The sequence below is a fragment of the Acetobacter sp. genome, from assembly GCF_047723915.1.
Lineage (GTDB): Bacteria > Pseudomonadota > Alphaproteobacteria > Acetobacterales > Acetobacteraceae > Acetobacter.
This window is the reverse complement of sequence record NZ_JBDOBQ010000003.1, coordinates 66,637-83,153: the sequence shown is the minus strand read 5'-3', so window position 1 is coordinate 83,153 and position 16,517 is coordinate 66,637. Positions and strand designations below refer to the sequence as shown.

Here is a 16,517-nt window from a genome sequence, read left to right as displayed (position 1 = left end):
AAAAATGCTGCTATCAGAAGCCATTGCAGTAACAGCAGATTTTAAGATTTAATTGCTTTACACAAAAGGTCTGCGCAATACGTTAAAGGCCTTTCTTAAAATATTGCGCCGTGTGCTGCCTATAGGTGCAAACGGTGAGGCCAGTGCACGCATTACGTCTCTAATTCCAATAGACTTTTCATTCACTATTCTATGGGCAATGACCTCCACTGTCCTGTGATCAATCCCCTTAATATCATCATGCTTGGCAGCCAGATTGAGGAGCAACTCCTCATACCAAGGCGTTTCTCTTGCCACGCTCCAAAAATAAGACGCAAAATCTACTTTAGGGAATATCCAGGGTTTGCGGGGACCCGCGAAATGAATGACAAAAGGATCATTCCTTGATTCAAAATATGTTTTGGCAACTGCTGCGGGTAAATTTTGGAAAAACGTCTGAGTATCACCATTGCCATGATAGACATTCCATCTTGGGTCTAGATAAAGAACATCGTTTTTATAGACTTTGTTTAAAATATCCTGGTCAGGGAACCAGTATTTTTTCCCCGACATTAAAATGGAACGGACTTGCTCCATTTTTGCCTGCGATTTTGCAATGTCAAAGATCAAAATTCCAGACTGAAAATAGGCGCAGTCATCTTCGATTTCCAAATAACTACGCAGGTAATCCATGGCTTCCAAAGAGCCGGTTTCTGCATTGGAGCGTACTTTGAATTTAATAAATCCCTGCATGACGCAGTCCCGGACTGCTGCAATACTTTTTCCCTCCATATCGGTATCGAAAAGGGCAGCAATGTCCGTTTGAACCAGAGTATCGCTATCGATATAAATAACCCGCGTAAAGTTTTTAAATACATCCGGGATAAAGAGACGATAGTACATATCTTTGGAAAAATGCGAATAACTGTACAGATCGTAATTTGAAAATAGAGGATCAGGATCTAAAAAAGTTACGTTCACATTGGATTTGTGCGATGTAATGAGATTGATGTAATTTTTATTGAGTTGCGAGACGTTGCTGCCGAATATGAATATATCATAGTTCGTATTTACATTTGCGTTCTTGATAATTGATTGAATTAAAACACCGGCATAGGGCGCATAGGTGTTGTTGAATGAAATGAGTATAGGAATATTTGCGACAGAAAAACTTGGTTTCGGATGCAAAATAAAAGATGGATTTTGTACAAATGTTCTTTGCAGTTCTTTTATTTTGATATCTTTTTTATCATGCTTTAGTTTTTCGATAAAAATATTTAGAAGCCATTCAGAGATGTATCCAAAGACTCTTCTCTCTTGTATCGAATAGTTTGATATATCAAGCGTCTTCTCTAATTCAAAGAGAATATCGAAAAGCCAAGTGCAATACTGATCAAAAATATCACGTTTCGCAATAAATATATTTGTAAAATACCCATTCGTGGAATTATTTACTATTGATGCAAATTGATAGTAATCTGGATATTTTTCTTTTAGAATATTCAGGGCACTGATGTAATCGCTCACATGATGGTGGTCGCCGCGTTCATAGTGGTTCAACATAGACGTTGAGCCAGCATGACGCACATCCCATTTTTTGGGCAAGAGTATATCGGTGTCATCAAGGCGGGCCAAAACACCAGAGTAATCTAAAGAATTCTCATCGATATATTTTTCATCTATTATAGGATAATCAATAGTGCCCCATTCATTTTCCTTTTTTTGTGAAAAAGAAAAATTCAAGTGGCGTCGGTAATGCAGTAATCCAATAAAATCCTGACCTTTTGTATTTTTCCACATCCAGTATAATGCGGTCAATTCACAGAAAGTATCATTTCGGTCAGAAATATTGTCACCAGACGCATCTTTTATGGGACAAAAATCCTCTTTTGAGTTCCTGCTTCCTACATGTATCGGGAGAAAAGTTTTATCAAAGCGCATTTCGAAGTTTTTATGCGCTGCAATATACAATTCAATCTTCATTTAAAAAACTCGTTTCAGGAAGTCAAAAGATAGTGTTTATTTTATTGGGTTCATTAAATTTGTCAATTAAGGTCCGTATGGGCTTTAAAAGGCCTTCTCCGGCGATATTCCGGCTGATAATGCGGGCAGGATTATAGAAGGCATTTTGCCTCCCAGCGTATGAAAACTATCTGATTTGACTTCGGGGGGGGGGGCAGGTCGAGTCAGCTCCCGCAGGCTGTAGGTCTGATTTTAGAGCGGCGATCAGTCGGTTTCGATATGTTCAGAGGGAACCCAAAAGAGTATCTGTTTGTTTCGTATTGCCGAATTTAATGCGCAACATCATTCATGATCTCTGTGGCTATGGGGACAGTGCCTTGCGCGCAAGTGAGTGAGTATCATTAACTGAGCAGGCTTCCAAAAACATTATTGAAAAACGTCACAACTGATGTGGAATAGTATGTAATCAACTCTTCTTCTCAAGAAAAATTTTTCTTTCATGGGTCAGTCTGTCCTTTAAAGAAAATAAATACTCTAAAGGGGTCAGGTTCAGAAGTCTTTCATAAGCCAGGAAAATATGATACTCAAATAAATCGTCACGTGAAATGTTCATGGAAAGAAGAAATTTTTTAATTTCACAAAATAATGAGAAGAATCCATCGCCGCTTATGGTGTTGATATACCACTCAAGGTAGGTGATCGAATAATTTTTAAATGAAATCATATAATTTTCGTTAGAATTTTGCTCATTCACTGCATTTAGAACATTGGAGAGAGCATATATTGACCCCATATACCTTTTCGCACGTGTACTTGATATGGAATTTTTTCGTTCAAAAAGATGAGTTATGAGCCTGTCGTTGATGTAGATGATTTTTTCCGAATGAAGAAAAGCCTTTACAACAAAGGACATGTCATTTGCTGACGGTATATTCTGAAATTTTATTTGATTATTTTCAATTAGGGTTCTTTTAAAAATTTTATCCCAAGCCCACCAGATAAAAGACTGGAAAAAATTCCTGCTTATGTCATTTTTGTTGAAAACTTCATAAGCGTCGATATTGGGTGTATTAATTGTCCAGTCCGTATTGATGCTGGATTGAATTTCCTCATCATAGCCATGAGATCTGTAAACTAGAATATCTACATCATATTTTTTAATATTTTCATAAGCGACTTCGACGAGATTGGGTTCATAAATATCATCGTCATCTAAAAATATAATATAGTCTCCACATGACTGCTCAAAGCCAATATTTCTTGATTTTGCAGCACCCATATTTTTCTGATTTCGAATGGCTTTTATTCGCTGATCATTTTTGGCATAATCACACACTAGGGTATACGTTGCATCGCTGGAACAATCATCGATACAAATTATTTCAAAGTTCTGCATTGTCTGATTGATAATTTTTTCCAGTGTCTTCCTAATAAAATGCTCCGAATTATAGCAAGTTATTATAACGGAAACCGGAATGCTCATGTGAACTCCCAAAAATTCAAGCTGGCGTTGATTCGGATTTCAATTGTTGCGAATGTTATGATCATAAAAACAGCGTACGCGCAAGCAGTCGCGTAGTTGCAGCGAAAGACTTTTCCTTTTAAAGGAAGGGGTGTTGGCAAAAATGGACTGTTGTTTGGGAATATTAATGATAGTTTTGAAGTGCGTGTTATGCTTATATTTAGGGGGTGTTATGTACTTTTATGCGTGATTGGTTTAGTAATGCTGAATAACGCAAGTTCGCAAGCCGTATCCCTCTGGCGTATCAGACGAAGAATGGTCGTTGGTTGTCTCGTATCTTGTCCTGATGCGAGAGGACGCGGAACATCGGCGGCATGATTTGCGCGAACTGTTAAACGGGTTGCGCTATGTGATCCGTTACGGGATAGTCTGGCGCGCCATGCTGAACGATCTGCCGCCCTGGTCGGCGGTCTATCAGTAATTTCGTCGCTGGATGGAGGCTGGCTGCTTCGAAGCGCTGGCGTCTGACCTGCAGGCTGTGCTGCGCATGGCCTCCGACCGCAAGGCAGAACCCACGGCGACCATCCTCGACAGCCGAACCTTGCGTTCGACACCGGAGAGCGGGGCGCGCGCCGGATATGACGGGGCCAAACGCAAAAAAGGCTCAAAACTGCATATGGCAGTGGACACGTTTTGTCATCTGCTAGCTCTGCATGTCATGCCAGCCAATCGGGATGATCGCGCCGAGGTCGGACGCCTCGCCGCCGCCATTCAGGAGGTGACGGACGAAAGCTTCGAGCTGGCCTATGTCGATCAGGACTATACAGGCGAGAGGCCGGCCGAGGCAGCGGGGGCTCACGGCATCGCCCTTGAAGTCGTCAAATTGCCCGAAGTCAAACGCAGCTTGATCCTTCTGCCTCGTCGCTGGGTCGTCGAACCGTCTTTCGTACGGGCCACACGATACCGCAGATTTGGCAAAGATTACGAGCGCTACGCTTCAACGCTCGCAAGTCCTCATGCCATCGCTTTCGCATGCTTCATGCTCAGAAACGCTGCTATACTCGCTTAAGGCGCATAACATCCTCTAGCATTCAAGAACGTCAGCATCTTGAAATGACCACGCTTTCACTCCTGACTATGAGGTGTGTTTGCTGCAATACGTCATGTTTATATGGGCTGGAAGGGCTAATAATAATTTAATTATTTGTTTATGATTTGAAATATTTGAGCTAATGTGATGAGGCTGCATCGGTTCAGAGTAACTTAAATTAAGCACAAAAACATCGATGAGATGACATCGGGTGTGTCATAAAATGCATCACCTCTGCAGAATCAACCCGTTCTGACGTCGAGAAGGCGTCAAATCGAAAAGAAGGTATTCCAGAGCAGCAGAGTGAATGCTAAAACTGAGACTAATCATGATTGATGGACGTCTGGTTTTATGTCGCTTTCTTCTAACGATGATGTTGCGCGCCTTTTGTGTTCAAAAGTAATTTTGGCAGAACCGCAGTTCCTAGCGTGGCCCCCCCCTTGGGTTGGACATATTCCATTTGCGTTTTGGGTCATGGAGAATGCGCGTCCGGCTTGCATGGTCGAACTGGGAACTCATACAGGGAATTCCTACTGCGCATTTTTGCAGGCAGCGATTGCCTGTAATGTACCAGTTAAGGCCTATGCGGTTGATACTTGGGAAGGGGATTCGCATGCTGGTTATTATGGGAATGAAGTCTACGATGAACTGAGTGCTTATCATAATCCGCTATATGGTGGAGTTTCTCGTTTGATGCGCATGACATTTGATCAGGCGCTTGATTATTTTTCTGATAATTCCATCGATTTGTTACATATCGATGGTTTGCATACATATGATGCTGTAAAAAATGATTTCATTAACTGGCTTCCGAAAATGAGTTATCGAGGCCTTATCTTGATACACGATATTAATGTTCGTGAGCGAGATTTCGGGGTTTGGAAATTGTGGGAAGAAATATCCACACAATATCCCGCGTTTTCTTTCGATCATTCTAATGGGTTGGGCATGGTTTACGTGGGTAATGAACCTATGCCTGAAAATATTCGCTGGTTGATAACTGAAGTGGCGTCAAGCACCGAGCGGTTGGCTGTTGTGCAGCGCTTTTTTTCCCGCTTGGGTGCGGGTTTATTTGATAGGGTGTGGTCACAAGAGCGTGCCAGCCTTTTGTTGCGGTCCCATGAAGAAAATCGGCGTTTCAGCGACATGGTTGTTGAACGCGATAGTCGATTGAAGATATTATATGAAGAAATAGAGCGCCTTAATACTTTACTGAAAGACGCAGCAGAGGCTGAATGTCATATTGGGGAGGCGGTTGTTGAGCGTGATAATCGATTGCAAGAATTATATGAAGAAATAGAGCGTCTTAATACTTTACTGAAGAGCGCGATGGAGGTCCAGAAATGCGCGGATGATATGATTGTCGAGCGCGATAACCGATTGGAATTGCTTTACAAAGAAATTAATCGCCTTAATGTTTTGGTGAAAAAGGAAAGAGCAGCATCTTCTATTAAAATTAGAAAAATATCTAGTGATGTGGAGAGTTGCAACGAGCGAATTGTGGAGCGCGATAATCGGTTAGCGGCGCTCTATCCAGAAAATGAGCGCCTTCGCGTGGTAATAGAAAGGTTAAATGCTCAGTTAGAGGCCGTTTATGCTTCATCGTCATGGCAAATTACGGCTGGGTTACGATGGTGTAAGACTTTCACCCGGAGTGGACTGCATAAATTTCGTTTTAGAAGCCGAATGGGTGGGCTTATTCTGAAAGAGGCTATTAAAAGGCCAAGCCGCTTTCCTAGGCGGGTGGTTTTTATGCTTGCGCGTCTGCGCAGTGCGGGAGCCCGTGGTGCGTGGGGGCATATGATTCAAGCTGTAGAGGCGCTTGGGCATGATGGAGCCGCGGCAACGAATATTTTGCAGCAAGAAATATCAGAAATAAAAGATAGAAATTATCACTTCGTTCAGGAACCAGTGTCAGCTTATGAGGCTTGGTTAGGTGTTAACCGAATAAGTAACATTGCTGTCACCAATATTCGTGACCTTCTTGACGAGCGGGTGGGGTGCACTCCGAGAATTTCATTAATTACACCAATTTATAATACAGACCCCGACCTTTTCGACGAATTGTTAGAGTCTGTGCTTTTGCAGATTTATGATAATTGGGAGCTATGTCTAGTCGATGACTGTAGCAGTGCTCCGCATATTGCGACAATGTTGGAAAGAGCGAGAGATCGTGACCCACGCATTAAAATTACCCGTTTGAAGAGGAATGGGGGAATAAGTATTGCAACGAATGCTGGTGTCGAGATGGCAAGTGGAGAGATTATAGCTTTTCTCGACCATGATGATTTAATAACTCCAGATTGCTTGGCTGAATTGGCTATTTATTATGCCGATCATCCTGACGCAGATATTGTTTATAGCGATGACGACAAGATAGATATGAACGGTCATCGTTATGCGCCTCAGTTTAAACCCGACTGGGCGCCGGTATTGCTACTGTCTTTTATGTATATCTCGCATATATTTAGCGTTCGTCGATCTTTGTTCGTTGATCTGGGTGGCTTTCGAAAATCATTCGATGGTTCTCAGGATTATGATTTTGCATTGCGTGCGGCAGAAAAAGCACGTCATGTCGGTCATATCCCAAAAATTCTTTACCATTGGCGAGCTGCACCGGGTTCCACAGCAGTGTCCGCGGATAGCAAGCCAGCAAGTATTGAGGCTGGCCGTCGCGCTGTAGAGGAGGCCATGGAGCGTCGTGGCTATTCCGATGTGCGTGTAATTCATCCTGCTTGGGCTGCGGAAGCACGATGTGGTATATTTGGATTAATTTTTCCCGATGATGGTCCATCAGTAACAATTGTTATTCCGACGAAAAATCAAGTTGATTTTCTTAGGACTTGTATAAATTCTTTGAAAAAAACAACATATCGTAATTATGATATTCTTATTGTTGATAATGAGAGCGATGAGCCTGAAGCAATTGCCTATTTAGAATCTTTGGTGTTATTTCCTTCTATCCGAGTTGTACAAATTCCCAGTCCTGATGGCGGGTTTAATTTCGCTAATCTTAATAATAGAGCTGTGCAGGAATATTGTGCATCGGAATATATACTTTTTCTGAATAATGACACCAAAGTCATATCACCTGGCTGGCTAAGTCAGATGGTAGGGTACGGCCAAATTCCAGGGGTCGGTGCTGTCGGCGCACGACTGTATTTCGAAGATAATACCATTCAACATGCAGGTGTTGTTCATGGTTATCACGAAGGATTGGTCGGGCACGCTTTTCGCAATATCCCTAGGCATGAATGGGGGTACATGGGTTTTGTTCGTACTTCGCGCGAATATTCGGCTGTGACGGCAGCTTGTTTGTTAACATCGAGGTCATTGTTCGAAGAGTTGGGTGGATTTGACGAATTAAATTTTCCTGTTTCTTATAATGATGTGGATTTCTGCTATAGAGTTGTAATCTCAAGCCGTAGTTGTATTTATTGCGCTACGGCTGAATTGTTTCATTTTGAGAGTAAAACGCGAGGCTATAAGTATAATCCACAAGAAAGAATAAATTTTCGTCGCATTTATGGCAATTGGTATGACCGTTGGTATAATCCCAATTTGTCATTAGAAAATGAGCGTTTCGAGCCGGAAGCGATTTGCTTGCAGAGCCGGCGGCGTAGTTCAGTAAATGTGGTAATGGTCACCCATAATTTAAACTATGAAGGGGCGCCATCTGTTTTGATGGATCTAACCATAGGCCTCGTGAAGCGAGGGGAAGTTCACGCTAAGGTATTGTCATTGCGCGACGGCCCACTGCGTGAACTTTATGAGGCGGAGGGCATCGCTGTACATATTCTGCCTCAATCCCCGTTGCACGATGTTTACGATGGTGCCTCTCTAGCACGTAGTTGCGAGAGGCATGGGGCCTTGTTGAGGGAAATAGGAGCTGAGGTTGTAGTCGTCAATACTCTTCAGAATTTTTGGGCGGTTCTTACTGCTGCTTATGTAGGCTTGCCTTCGATCTGGTGTCAGCATGAGAGCGAGGGATGGGAGAGTTATTTCGACTATTTGCCGGAGGCAATACGGTCTTACGCTTACGATGCATTTTCTAAAGCTTACCGTGTTTTATATGTGGCTGATGCGACACGGCGTGCTTGGCAAAAACTTGATAGCCAGCGTACATTCAAGCTTGTTCGTCATGGGATTCCGCCATTGCATTTGGAGGAAATGGTCTCTCAGTGGGATCGTAAGCGAGCTCGTAATTCGCTGCATCTTGAAGATGCAGAGGTGGTGATTGTAGTGGTCGGCACTCTTTGTGCACGTAAATCTCAATTAGATATAGTAGAGGCTTTTTCTTGGTTGGATACAGAAACTCAAAAAAAGATACGCATTTATTTGGTTGGTGCAAATGGAGAAGCAGATTACGTGGAGGTGATTACTAATCGTATCAAGAGTTTGCCGCCATACGCAGCAGAGCGGATCATATTAACAGGCCCAACATCCGATCCATTTAAATATTATATGGCAGCTGATATTGCAGTATGCACTTCCTTTGTAGAAAGCGCTCCGCGAGTAATAGTGGAGGCAATGGCTTGTGGTCTTCCTATAATTACGACGCCAGTGTTTGGAATACCAGAGCAGGTATATGAAAATGTTAATGCTTTATTCTATTCTCCTGGAGATGTAGAGCGGCTGGCAATTCTTATTTCTTATTTGGTGGAAGACGAAGCATTGCGTTCTCAGCTTGCTATGAAAAGTCGGGCTGTGTTGGACAGTCAGCCTGGTTTTGCGGAGATGGTAGAGGAGTATGGCAAAATCATACATCAAGCGGCGGTTCTTGATGTTGTGTCAGAGAGGATACAATAGGGTGGTTGCTAGCCTGAATTGATCTCCATGATGGACAATAAGGGCGAGCAATCGCTCTTATTGGTTATTCCCGTGCTGCTCATATCTTTTTTAAGGGGAGTCCTCACAGCATATTCCGCAGAACACCGGGAAAAAGGATCGAAAACGGGTTGATGTGCAGGCCGGGGTTGTCCAGTTTGCCACTTATGCCGAAGGTCATGGCCACTACACCGCCGTTTTTTTCGGGGCTGAAAACGCGGCCTATGCCGGGCAGTTTGCCCGGCAGTTTGTTCACGGCAAATACGGGGGCTACCGTGCCGTGCAGGTCTATGTTGTTGCGGCTGAGGTTAATGGCCCCCTCCAGCGTTGCGCCCAGAGCGGTGTTGCCTATGCTGCCATCGTGAATGCTCAGCACATCGCCTTCGAACGTGACCGGCAAGGTCATGTGGGTGATGTCGAACACGTCGGTGTTCTGGGCCGTCAGCCAGCCATAGACCGAGATATTACGGGCCACACGCAGGGCCGTTGGCGCCTTTTGCAGGGTAAACGGGCTGACCGTGATCTTGCCCTTGAACGGGGCTGTGGCCTGGGTGTCGTCAAATGCGCCGCTCAGCACCGCGTGGCCGCCCTCTACATCGGACAGGATGTTGAACGCGGACAGGAACGCACCCAGGTCGGGAATGCTTACGTCCAGCGTCCGGTTGCTGCCCTGCGGTGTCAGCGACATGCTGACTGGTGTGGGGCCGCGCATGGTAAAGCGCATGGTCCGCAAGCGGCGGCCATTATGCTCGAAATAGGCCTTTACCCCCTTCAGCGACGGCTTGGTCGCATTATACCACACTGTGTCCGCCGTCAGGTCGATCGCCCATGCATTGCCTGTGGGGCCATGCAGTCTGCCGGTCGCGGCTTCGGGCACATGGTAGCCGGAGCTTTTGGTGGTGGGCTGGGGGGCCGCCGGGTCGCCACTGACCAGCGGGGACAGGTCCAGCGCATCGGCATAGACACCCACATGGATCATGCTGTCAGTTCCCGTGGGTAACGCCAGGCGCGCATGCCCGTTTGAACGCGCAATGCGGAAGGACGAGACAATCAGTTCCGGCGGCCTGTTCGGACGTATGGCCGCCTGACCCTTGACCTCCAGGTCAGGGCCGGATGCCACAATACGGTCCACGGCAATAATTTTCCCGTCAACCAGGTCCAGCCGGGCGGAAACCCGGGCCGCCTGATCAGGGGCCTTGTGCCAGAGCGGAATAAGAATACGCGCATGTTCAAGGTCCAGCCCGACATCCACGGTGCCATGATGGTCGCCCGTTTCGCGGTAGGTGACGTCAAGATCGGCTGTGCCGTTGAAATGCTCGCCCGGGTCATACCCTGCGGCGGTCAGGCTTTGCGGGGTCAGGCGCGATGTCATATGGGCCTGTTCCAGCAGGCCTTTGGGGCCGACATGGCTGAAATCGGTCGTGTAGGACACGGTTGCGGGCAGGCCGCCAATAACACCACTGCCCGCAAGGGCAAGGCCCTGTGTCGTGGCATCCAGGCCGAAACGCCCGTTGGTGACACTTCGCCCGGCCACGACATTGCCCATTGCGGCGTGCGACACCTCCGCATGGGCGTTGATGGTCATATCATCGATATGCACATGGCTGACCAGGGGCAGGGACAGTGACAGATTGACCACGGCCATGCCGCGCGGATTGGTCATGGTGATGGGGTGGCGCGAAAGCAGGTGCAGCCGGTTCTCGGCCAGCAGGGCGAGAATATCTTCCAGTTTTCCGGTCAGTTTCGACGCGATAATCCCGGTCTGGTCCCGATGGCTCAACCCGGTAATGGTCATGCTGCCCGGTCCGGCCTCGATCCGCCCTGTGCCGGACAGGCCGACATTCTTGCCCGCGCGGTCCACAAGCTGGTAGCCATTGTCGAAAGTAATGACAATCTTGTCCAGGTCGTGAATGGCCAGCCTGGCCGAGATGTCATGCAGGGGCGAGACAGGACGCAGCCAGTGAATGGTCAACCCCCTGGCCGCAAGGTCTCCGTCCAGTCCCGCGACCTTGAGCGTGCTCCAGCCTTTGGTCCCGGCAAGGGAGAGTTTGACCTGCAGGCCCGATGCATCGCCGCTCGTGATATTGTCGACAACCCATTTTTTCCCGCCTTTGGCGGCATGTTCGGGCCAGTAGCTGCGCAGGTCGTTGAATGCCACATGCGCTATGGTCGCGCTCACCTGCCCGGTTATGCCCTGTGGTTGCAAGATGTCGGACGCGGCGAGCTGGCCAGCCAGTTCCACGTCCAGCGCGTGCTCGGGGCCCTGGGGCAGGTCGGCGTTATGGATCGACAGGCTGGTATCATGCAGGGTCAGGCGTGCGGGCAGGGGGCCGGTGGCGGTGTGGTCGCGCACAAGGCGCAGGGCCGCCGTACCGTGCTCCAGGCTGTAGGTCGACCCGGCAAGGCTCAGGCGGCCAGCACCAAGGTTCAGGTTGAGGTTGATCTCGTCGGGTAGCAGCCAGTGTGTACCGGCAGCGGGCGCCAGTTTTGCATCGGCCGCCAGCGCGATGGGAAGATCGACGGATTTCAGTTGCGGCACAAGGGATGAAAGGGCCGCGGGGCTGATCGGGCTGGTCAGCAGTCGCCACGTTGTCGCGTTTGCGTGTTCGTCAGGCGCGCTTGTGGCGTTGATGTTTACCAGCCGGGTCAGTCCCGCACCATCCTGACGGGACAGGCCAACGGATACCGTTCCCGCAAGGCCCAGATGGTGCTCCCTGCGCCGGACCGACAGATCGGCACTGAGGGGGGATATGACCCAGCTTGTACGGGCAAGCTGGTCGTTGACGGTTATAACGGCGTCGTCCAGACGCACATGCTGCAGGCGGCTGATATCGACGCTGTTGCCGCCCCCCGAACTTTGCAGGTCGGCTGGCAGGTCGAAATCCGGGCCGGTGGACCCGTCAGCCTTGCGGCGCAGGGTCAGGCGTACACCATGCAGGCTGGCCGAGTGCAGGCCAAGGGTTCCATGCAGCAGGGCCACCGGGTCAAGCATGACCCGGGCCTCGCGGATGGTATCATGTGTTCTGTGGCCGGGCGCTTGCAGGGTGACGTTATACAGGACAAGGGCCAGCGGACTTCCAAGCCCGTCATGCAGGCCGTTCCAGCGCAGTTCGGCGCGGTTCAGGCTCAGGCTTGCCAGTGGCGGGCGACCGGCGCCGCTGTTGATCAGCGTTATGGGCAGAAAAGGCCTGACAACCGGCGTAATGTCGATGGGGCGGTAGGTCATGTACACGAGTGCCGCGGCAGCACCGCTGACGCCAAACCCCAGCAGCGCGCATATACTGACCAGCATTGCGCGCCGTACTGTCACCGTTTTCCGTACGGCTGTGTCTTGACCGTTGGCGGTCAACGCAGCAAGCCTTCATGGTTCACGGTACGGACCCTTTCATGACGCAGGCAGAGCATTTTCTTTTTCATGATGTCAGGCTGCCGCGCGGGCGTGGCCTGCGCGCCTGGCCGGATGCGGACTGGCCCCGGCCAGCCGACCATGCCGCCGCCCGGCGATTTGCGGCGGATATCAAGGTTCTGGCGGATGCCGCTGGTATTTTTCCCATGGTCATATCGCAGGCCGGAGCGCGGGGGTTGCAGGCCTGCCTGGGCGGAAACAGCCCCTATCTGTCCGATCTGGCGCGGGACGATATCGGTGCGTTCGCGGCGTTGCTGGAAAACGGGCCGGACAGATGCGTGCAGGATGTGTTTGCGACATGCGCGGATTTTGACCCCACATCGGGGCGAGAGTATGTCGCGGCTTTTCTCCGACGCCTCAAAAAACGTATAGCATTTATTTGCGCCGTGGCGGATCTGGGCGGGTTCTGGTCGCTCGATGACGTAACGGCGACACTCAGCCGCCTGGCGGAAACCGCGCTTGAGCTTGCTCTCAGGCATCTGATGTGGTGCGCGCATGCCGCCGGACAGATCGAACTGCCGCACCCCGACCGGCCCACGCAGGGCTGCGGGCTGGTTGTGCTGGCCATGGGCAAGCTGGGCGCGCGGGAATTGAATTTCTCATCCGATATCGACCTGATGGTTCTCTATGATCCCATGATGCATAAACACCCCGAGGGGGTGCGGCGTATCTTTGTGCGCATGACTAGCGATCTTGTCAGCCTGATGGAAGCGCGCGATGCGAATGGCTACGTTTTTCGTACGGATTTGCGCCTCCGCCCGGACCCGGCCTCCACCCCGCCGGCGGTTACGGTGCAGTCCGCCATCCTGTATTACGAGAGCCTGGGCCAGACCTGGGAACGTGCGGCCATGATCAAGGCGCGCCCCGTGGCGGGTGACCTGGGGGTGGGGCGGCGTTTTCTGGCGGCTATTCGCCCGTTTGTGTGGCGGCGCACGCTCGATTTCGCCCTGATTGATGATATTCATGACATGAAAGCCCGGATCGACCGTCACCGCAAGGCCGGGCGTACCGATCTGGCGGATCTGTCTGATGCCGTGCTGGCCGACCCGCTGGCCAGCCGTGACTGGCTTTTGGGGCATAACCTCAAGCTGGGGCAGGGCGGTATTCGCGAAATCGAGTTTATCGTGCAGGCGATCCAGCTTGTGTGGGGCGGGCGCGAACCGGCCCTGCGCGACAAGACCACTTTTGGCGGGCTGAAAAAACTGGTGGGCTCGGGCCACCTGCCCCGGCAGGAGGCCGAGGTGCTGGCCCGCACCTACCGCGTTTTGCGCGATGCGGAACACCGGCTGCAAATGCGCGCCGACCACCAGACCCATGCCCTGCCCGACACGGAGGACGGGTTCGAGGCCTTTGCCGTATTCATGAACTGCGCGGACGGGCAGGCCTTCGCACTGGATCTGCTGCCCCGCATGCGCGAGGCACGGCGGATATTCGAGCGCCACTTCGTAACCCAGGCCAGCGCGGGCAGTGCGGCGCAGGGGCGGGTGCTGGTGCGCGGCCCGGATGAAGGCCAGCTTGCGGACCTGCTGGCCGAACAGGGTTTCCCCCCCACCCAGATTCCCGAAGCCCTGCACGTTCTGGACCGGTGGAGCGGCAACAGCCTGCGCGCCCTGCGGTCGGAGCGGGCGCATGCGCTGCTCTGGTCGTTCCTGCCCACGCTGCTCGCCAGTTTCGGGGCGCGCACCAACCCGCTCGCCTGCCTGCGCCGGTTCGATACGCTGCTGGCCCGCCAGCACGCGGGGGTGCAGCTTCTTTCCCTTTTTGACCACAATCCGGTCCTGATCGAGCGTATCGCCAGTATTTTCGACGCCTCGGCCTTTCTGGCCAATTATCTGGCCGATACGCCCTCCGCCCTTGAAGGGCTGCTTGAATCCGGTCCGCAGGACGGGCGCGACGTCGTGGCCCGGCTGCACCATCTGGCCGAGGTTGCGGAAAATATCGAAGGGCTGGTGGCAGCCCTGCACCCGCTGCTGCGCGGGGAGGAATTCCGGCTGTCGGTCGCCCTGCTTGAAGGGCGTATCAACGAAAACACTGCTGAGCGGGAACGCACCACGCTGGCGGATACGATCATCACCCTGCTCAAAAAAGCGGTGGAAGCCGAGCATGTGCGCCGCTACGGGCGGGTGCCGGGCGGGGGCATGGCGGTGATCGCACTGGGCAAGGTCGGCTCGCGCGAGATGATGCCGGGGTCAGACCTCGATCTGCTGATGGTGTTCGACCACCCCGATCATGTCCAGGCCAGCGTGGTTCCGCTACGGAATGCGGCGGCGCGGGCACCGGTTGGCGCACTGGCAGGCACACAGGCAGGCGCCAGCAATACCGGAGGCGGCCAGTCGGACAATGGGGCAGGGGCGACGGTGGGGAAGGCGCGCTCGGTCGCGGTCGGCAGCTATTATACACGGCTTGCGCATGCGTTTGTCGCCGCACTGACCGCCCCCGGACCGGAGGGACCGCTTTACGCGGTGGATATGCGGTTGCGCCCGTCCGGCGCGGCGGGGCCGGTTGCCGTATCGCGCCCGGCTTTTGTCAGGTACCATGCCCAGTCCGCCTGGACGTGGGAGCGCATGGCCCTGACGCGTGCGCGTATCGTTGCGGCCCCCCGTTCCCTGCGCGACGGGCTGCGGCAGGATTTGTGCCGTATTCTCGACGGAACCTTGCGCCAGCCACCGGTCCCCTGCGCCACTTTATGCGAGGATGCGCTCACCATGCGCGAACGTCTGGCGCGGGATATGCCCCCGCTGTCCATATGGGATGTCAAACGTCGGGATGGCGGGCTGATGGAGGTGGAATTCATTGCCCAGACTCTCCAGCTCTGCGCGGGGCATGCCGCCGCGCGCAGCCCTGTCACGCGGCAGGCCCTGACGCGTCTGGCGCAGGCGGGGCTGCTCAGCCGGCAGGATGAGCGCATTCTGGTCGGGGCGGATCTGTTCTGGCGACGGCTGCAGGCCCTGCTGCGCCTGCTATGCGGCCCGGTTCCACCCAGGGAACTGGCTGAGGACATGGCCCCGGCGGCGCTGAAAATTCTGCTGCGCGGCATGGGGGCGGCAGATCTTGCCGCCCTGCTGGAACAGGCGAACACACTGGCCAGAACCGTGCGGACTTGCTTTGATCGGCTTATTGGCCCCATCGCAGCGGAACAGCACGCGGTGCACGGGGTTAAGACACTGCAACACGACAACCCATAAGACGGAGACCCATACCATGGACACGATACCGCTTGCGGTCGGCGATCAGGCGCCGGCTTTCAGCATGCAGGCCAGCGGCGACCGTACGGTCGATCTGGCATCGCTCAAGGGCAAGCCTTTTGTTCTGTATTTCTACCCCAAGGCCGACACACCCGGCTGCACCAAGGAAGCCTGCGGGTTCAACGAAACGCTGCACGCTTTTGAAAAGGCCGGCCTGACCATTATCGGCGTCTCGCGCGATCCGGTTAAGAAGCTCGACGCGTTCGCCGCCAAATATGGCCTGACCTTTGCTCTTGCCTCCGACGCGGATGGCAGCGTGACCGAGGCCTATGGCGTATGGGTGCAGAAAACCCTTTACGGCAAGACCAGCATGGGGATCGAACGCGCGACGTTCCTGATCGGGGCGGATGGTAAAATCGCCCATATCTGGCGCAAGGTGAAGGTGGACGGCCATGTCGAGGCCGTCATGAACGAAGCGCAGGCCCTGACCGGCGCGGCCTGACATATCCGGGCCCGTTGTCCGGGGCCCAGGCTGGGGCCACAGCTTGGGCCTGTCAGCCCCGGTCCGCGGCGCAGGCCAGTAGGGGGTTACACCCCGGCCTGATC

At 51.9% G+C, this 16,517-nt stretch carries 6 protein-coding genes and 1 pseudogene; 4 read left to right on the top strand and 3 right to left on the bottom strand.

Going from position 1 to position 16,517, the window contains the following annotated elements:
• Positions 1 to 57 precede the first annotated feature (57 nt).
• Both ABF990_RS03370 and ABF990_RS03365 read right to left on the bottom strand, forming a co-directional pair.
• Positions 58 to 1,962, bottom strand: a complete 1,905-nt coding sequence (locus tag ABF990_RS03370; RefSeq protein WP_415492287.1) for a DUF4422 domain-containing protein — start codon at positions 1,960 to 1,962, stop codon at positions 58 to 60.
• A 445-nt stretch (positions 1,963 to 2,407) separates the two neighbouring features.
• Positions 2,408 to 3,424 (bottom strand): glycosyltransferase family 2 protein, encoded by a 1,017-nt coding sequence (locus tag ABF990_RS03365; protein ID WP_415499933.1) that lies wholly within the window; start codon positions 3,422 to 3,424, stop codon positions 2,408 to 2,410.
• 247 nt (positions 3,425 to 3,671) lie between these two features.
• On the opposite strand from ABF990_RS03365, the pseudogene ABF990_RS03360 reads away from it, so the two are divergent.
• Together ABF990_RS03360 and ABF990_RS03355 are read left to right on the top strand one after the other, a co-directional pair.
• Positions 3,672 to 4,472: pseudogene (locus ABF990_RS03360) on the top strand (IS5 family transposase).
• Between the two features lie 372 nt (positions 4,473 to 4,844).
• Positions 4,845 to 9,302, top strand: a complete 4,458-nt coding sequence (locus ABF990_RS03355; RefSeq protein ID WP_415499932.1) for a glycosyltransferase — start codon at positions 4,845 to 4,847, stop codon at positions 9,300 to 9,302.
• A 103-nt stretch (positions 9,303 to 9,405) separates the two neighbouring features.
• On the opposite strand, the gene ABF990_RS03350 is transcribed toward ABF990_RS03355, so the two are convergent.
• Positions 9,406 to 12,612, bottom strand: a complete 3,207-nt coding sequence (locus ABF990_RS03350) for an AsmA-like C-terminal region-containing protein (RefSeq protein ID WP_415499931.1) — start codon at positions 12,610 to 12,612, stop codon at positions 9,406 to 9,408.
• A 95-nt stretch (positions 12,613 to 12,707) separates the two neighbouring features.
• On the opposite strand from ABF990_RS03350, the gene ABF990_RS03345 reads away from it, so the two are divergent.
• Both ABF990_RS03345 and bcp read left to right on the top strand, forming a co-directional pair.
• Positions 12,708 to 15,911 carry a glutamine-synthetase adenylyltransferase gene (locus ABF990_RS03345; RefSeq protein WP_415499930.1) on the top strand — a complete coding sequence of 1,068 codons (3,204 nt, stop codon included), beginning with the start codon at positions 12,708 to 12,710 and terminating at the stop codon, positions 15,909 to 15,911.
• Positions 15,912 to 15,927: 16 nt separating this feature from the next.
• Positions 15,928 to 16,413 carry a thioredoxin-dependent thiol peroxidase gene (bcp, locus tag ABF990_RS03340; RefSeq protein ID WP_415491033.1) on the top strand — a complete coding sequence of 162 codons (486 nt, stop codon included), beginning with the start codon at positions 15,928 to 15,930 and terminating at the stop codon, positions 16,411 to 16,413.
• The last annotated feature ends 104 nt before the right edge of the window (positions 16,414 to 16,517 follow it).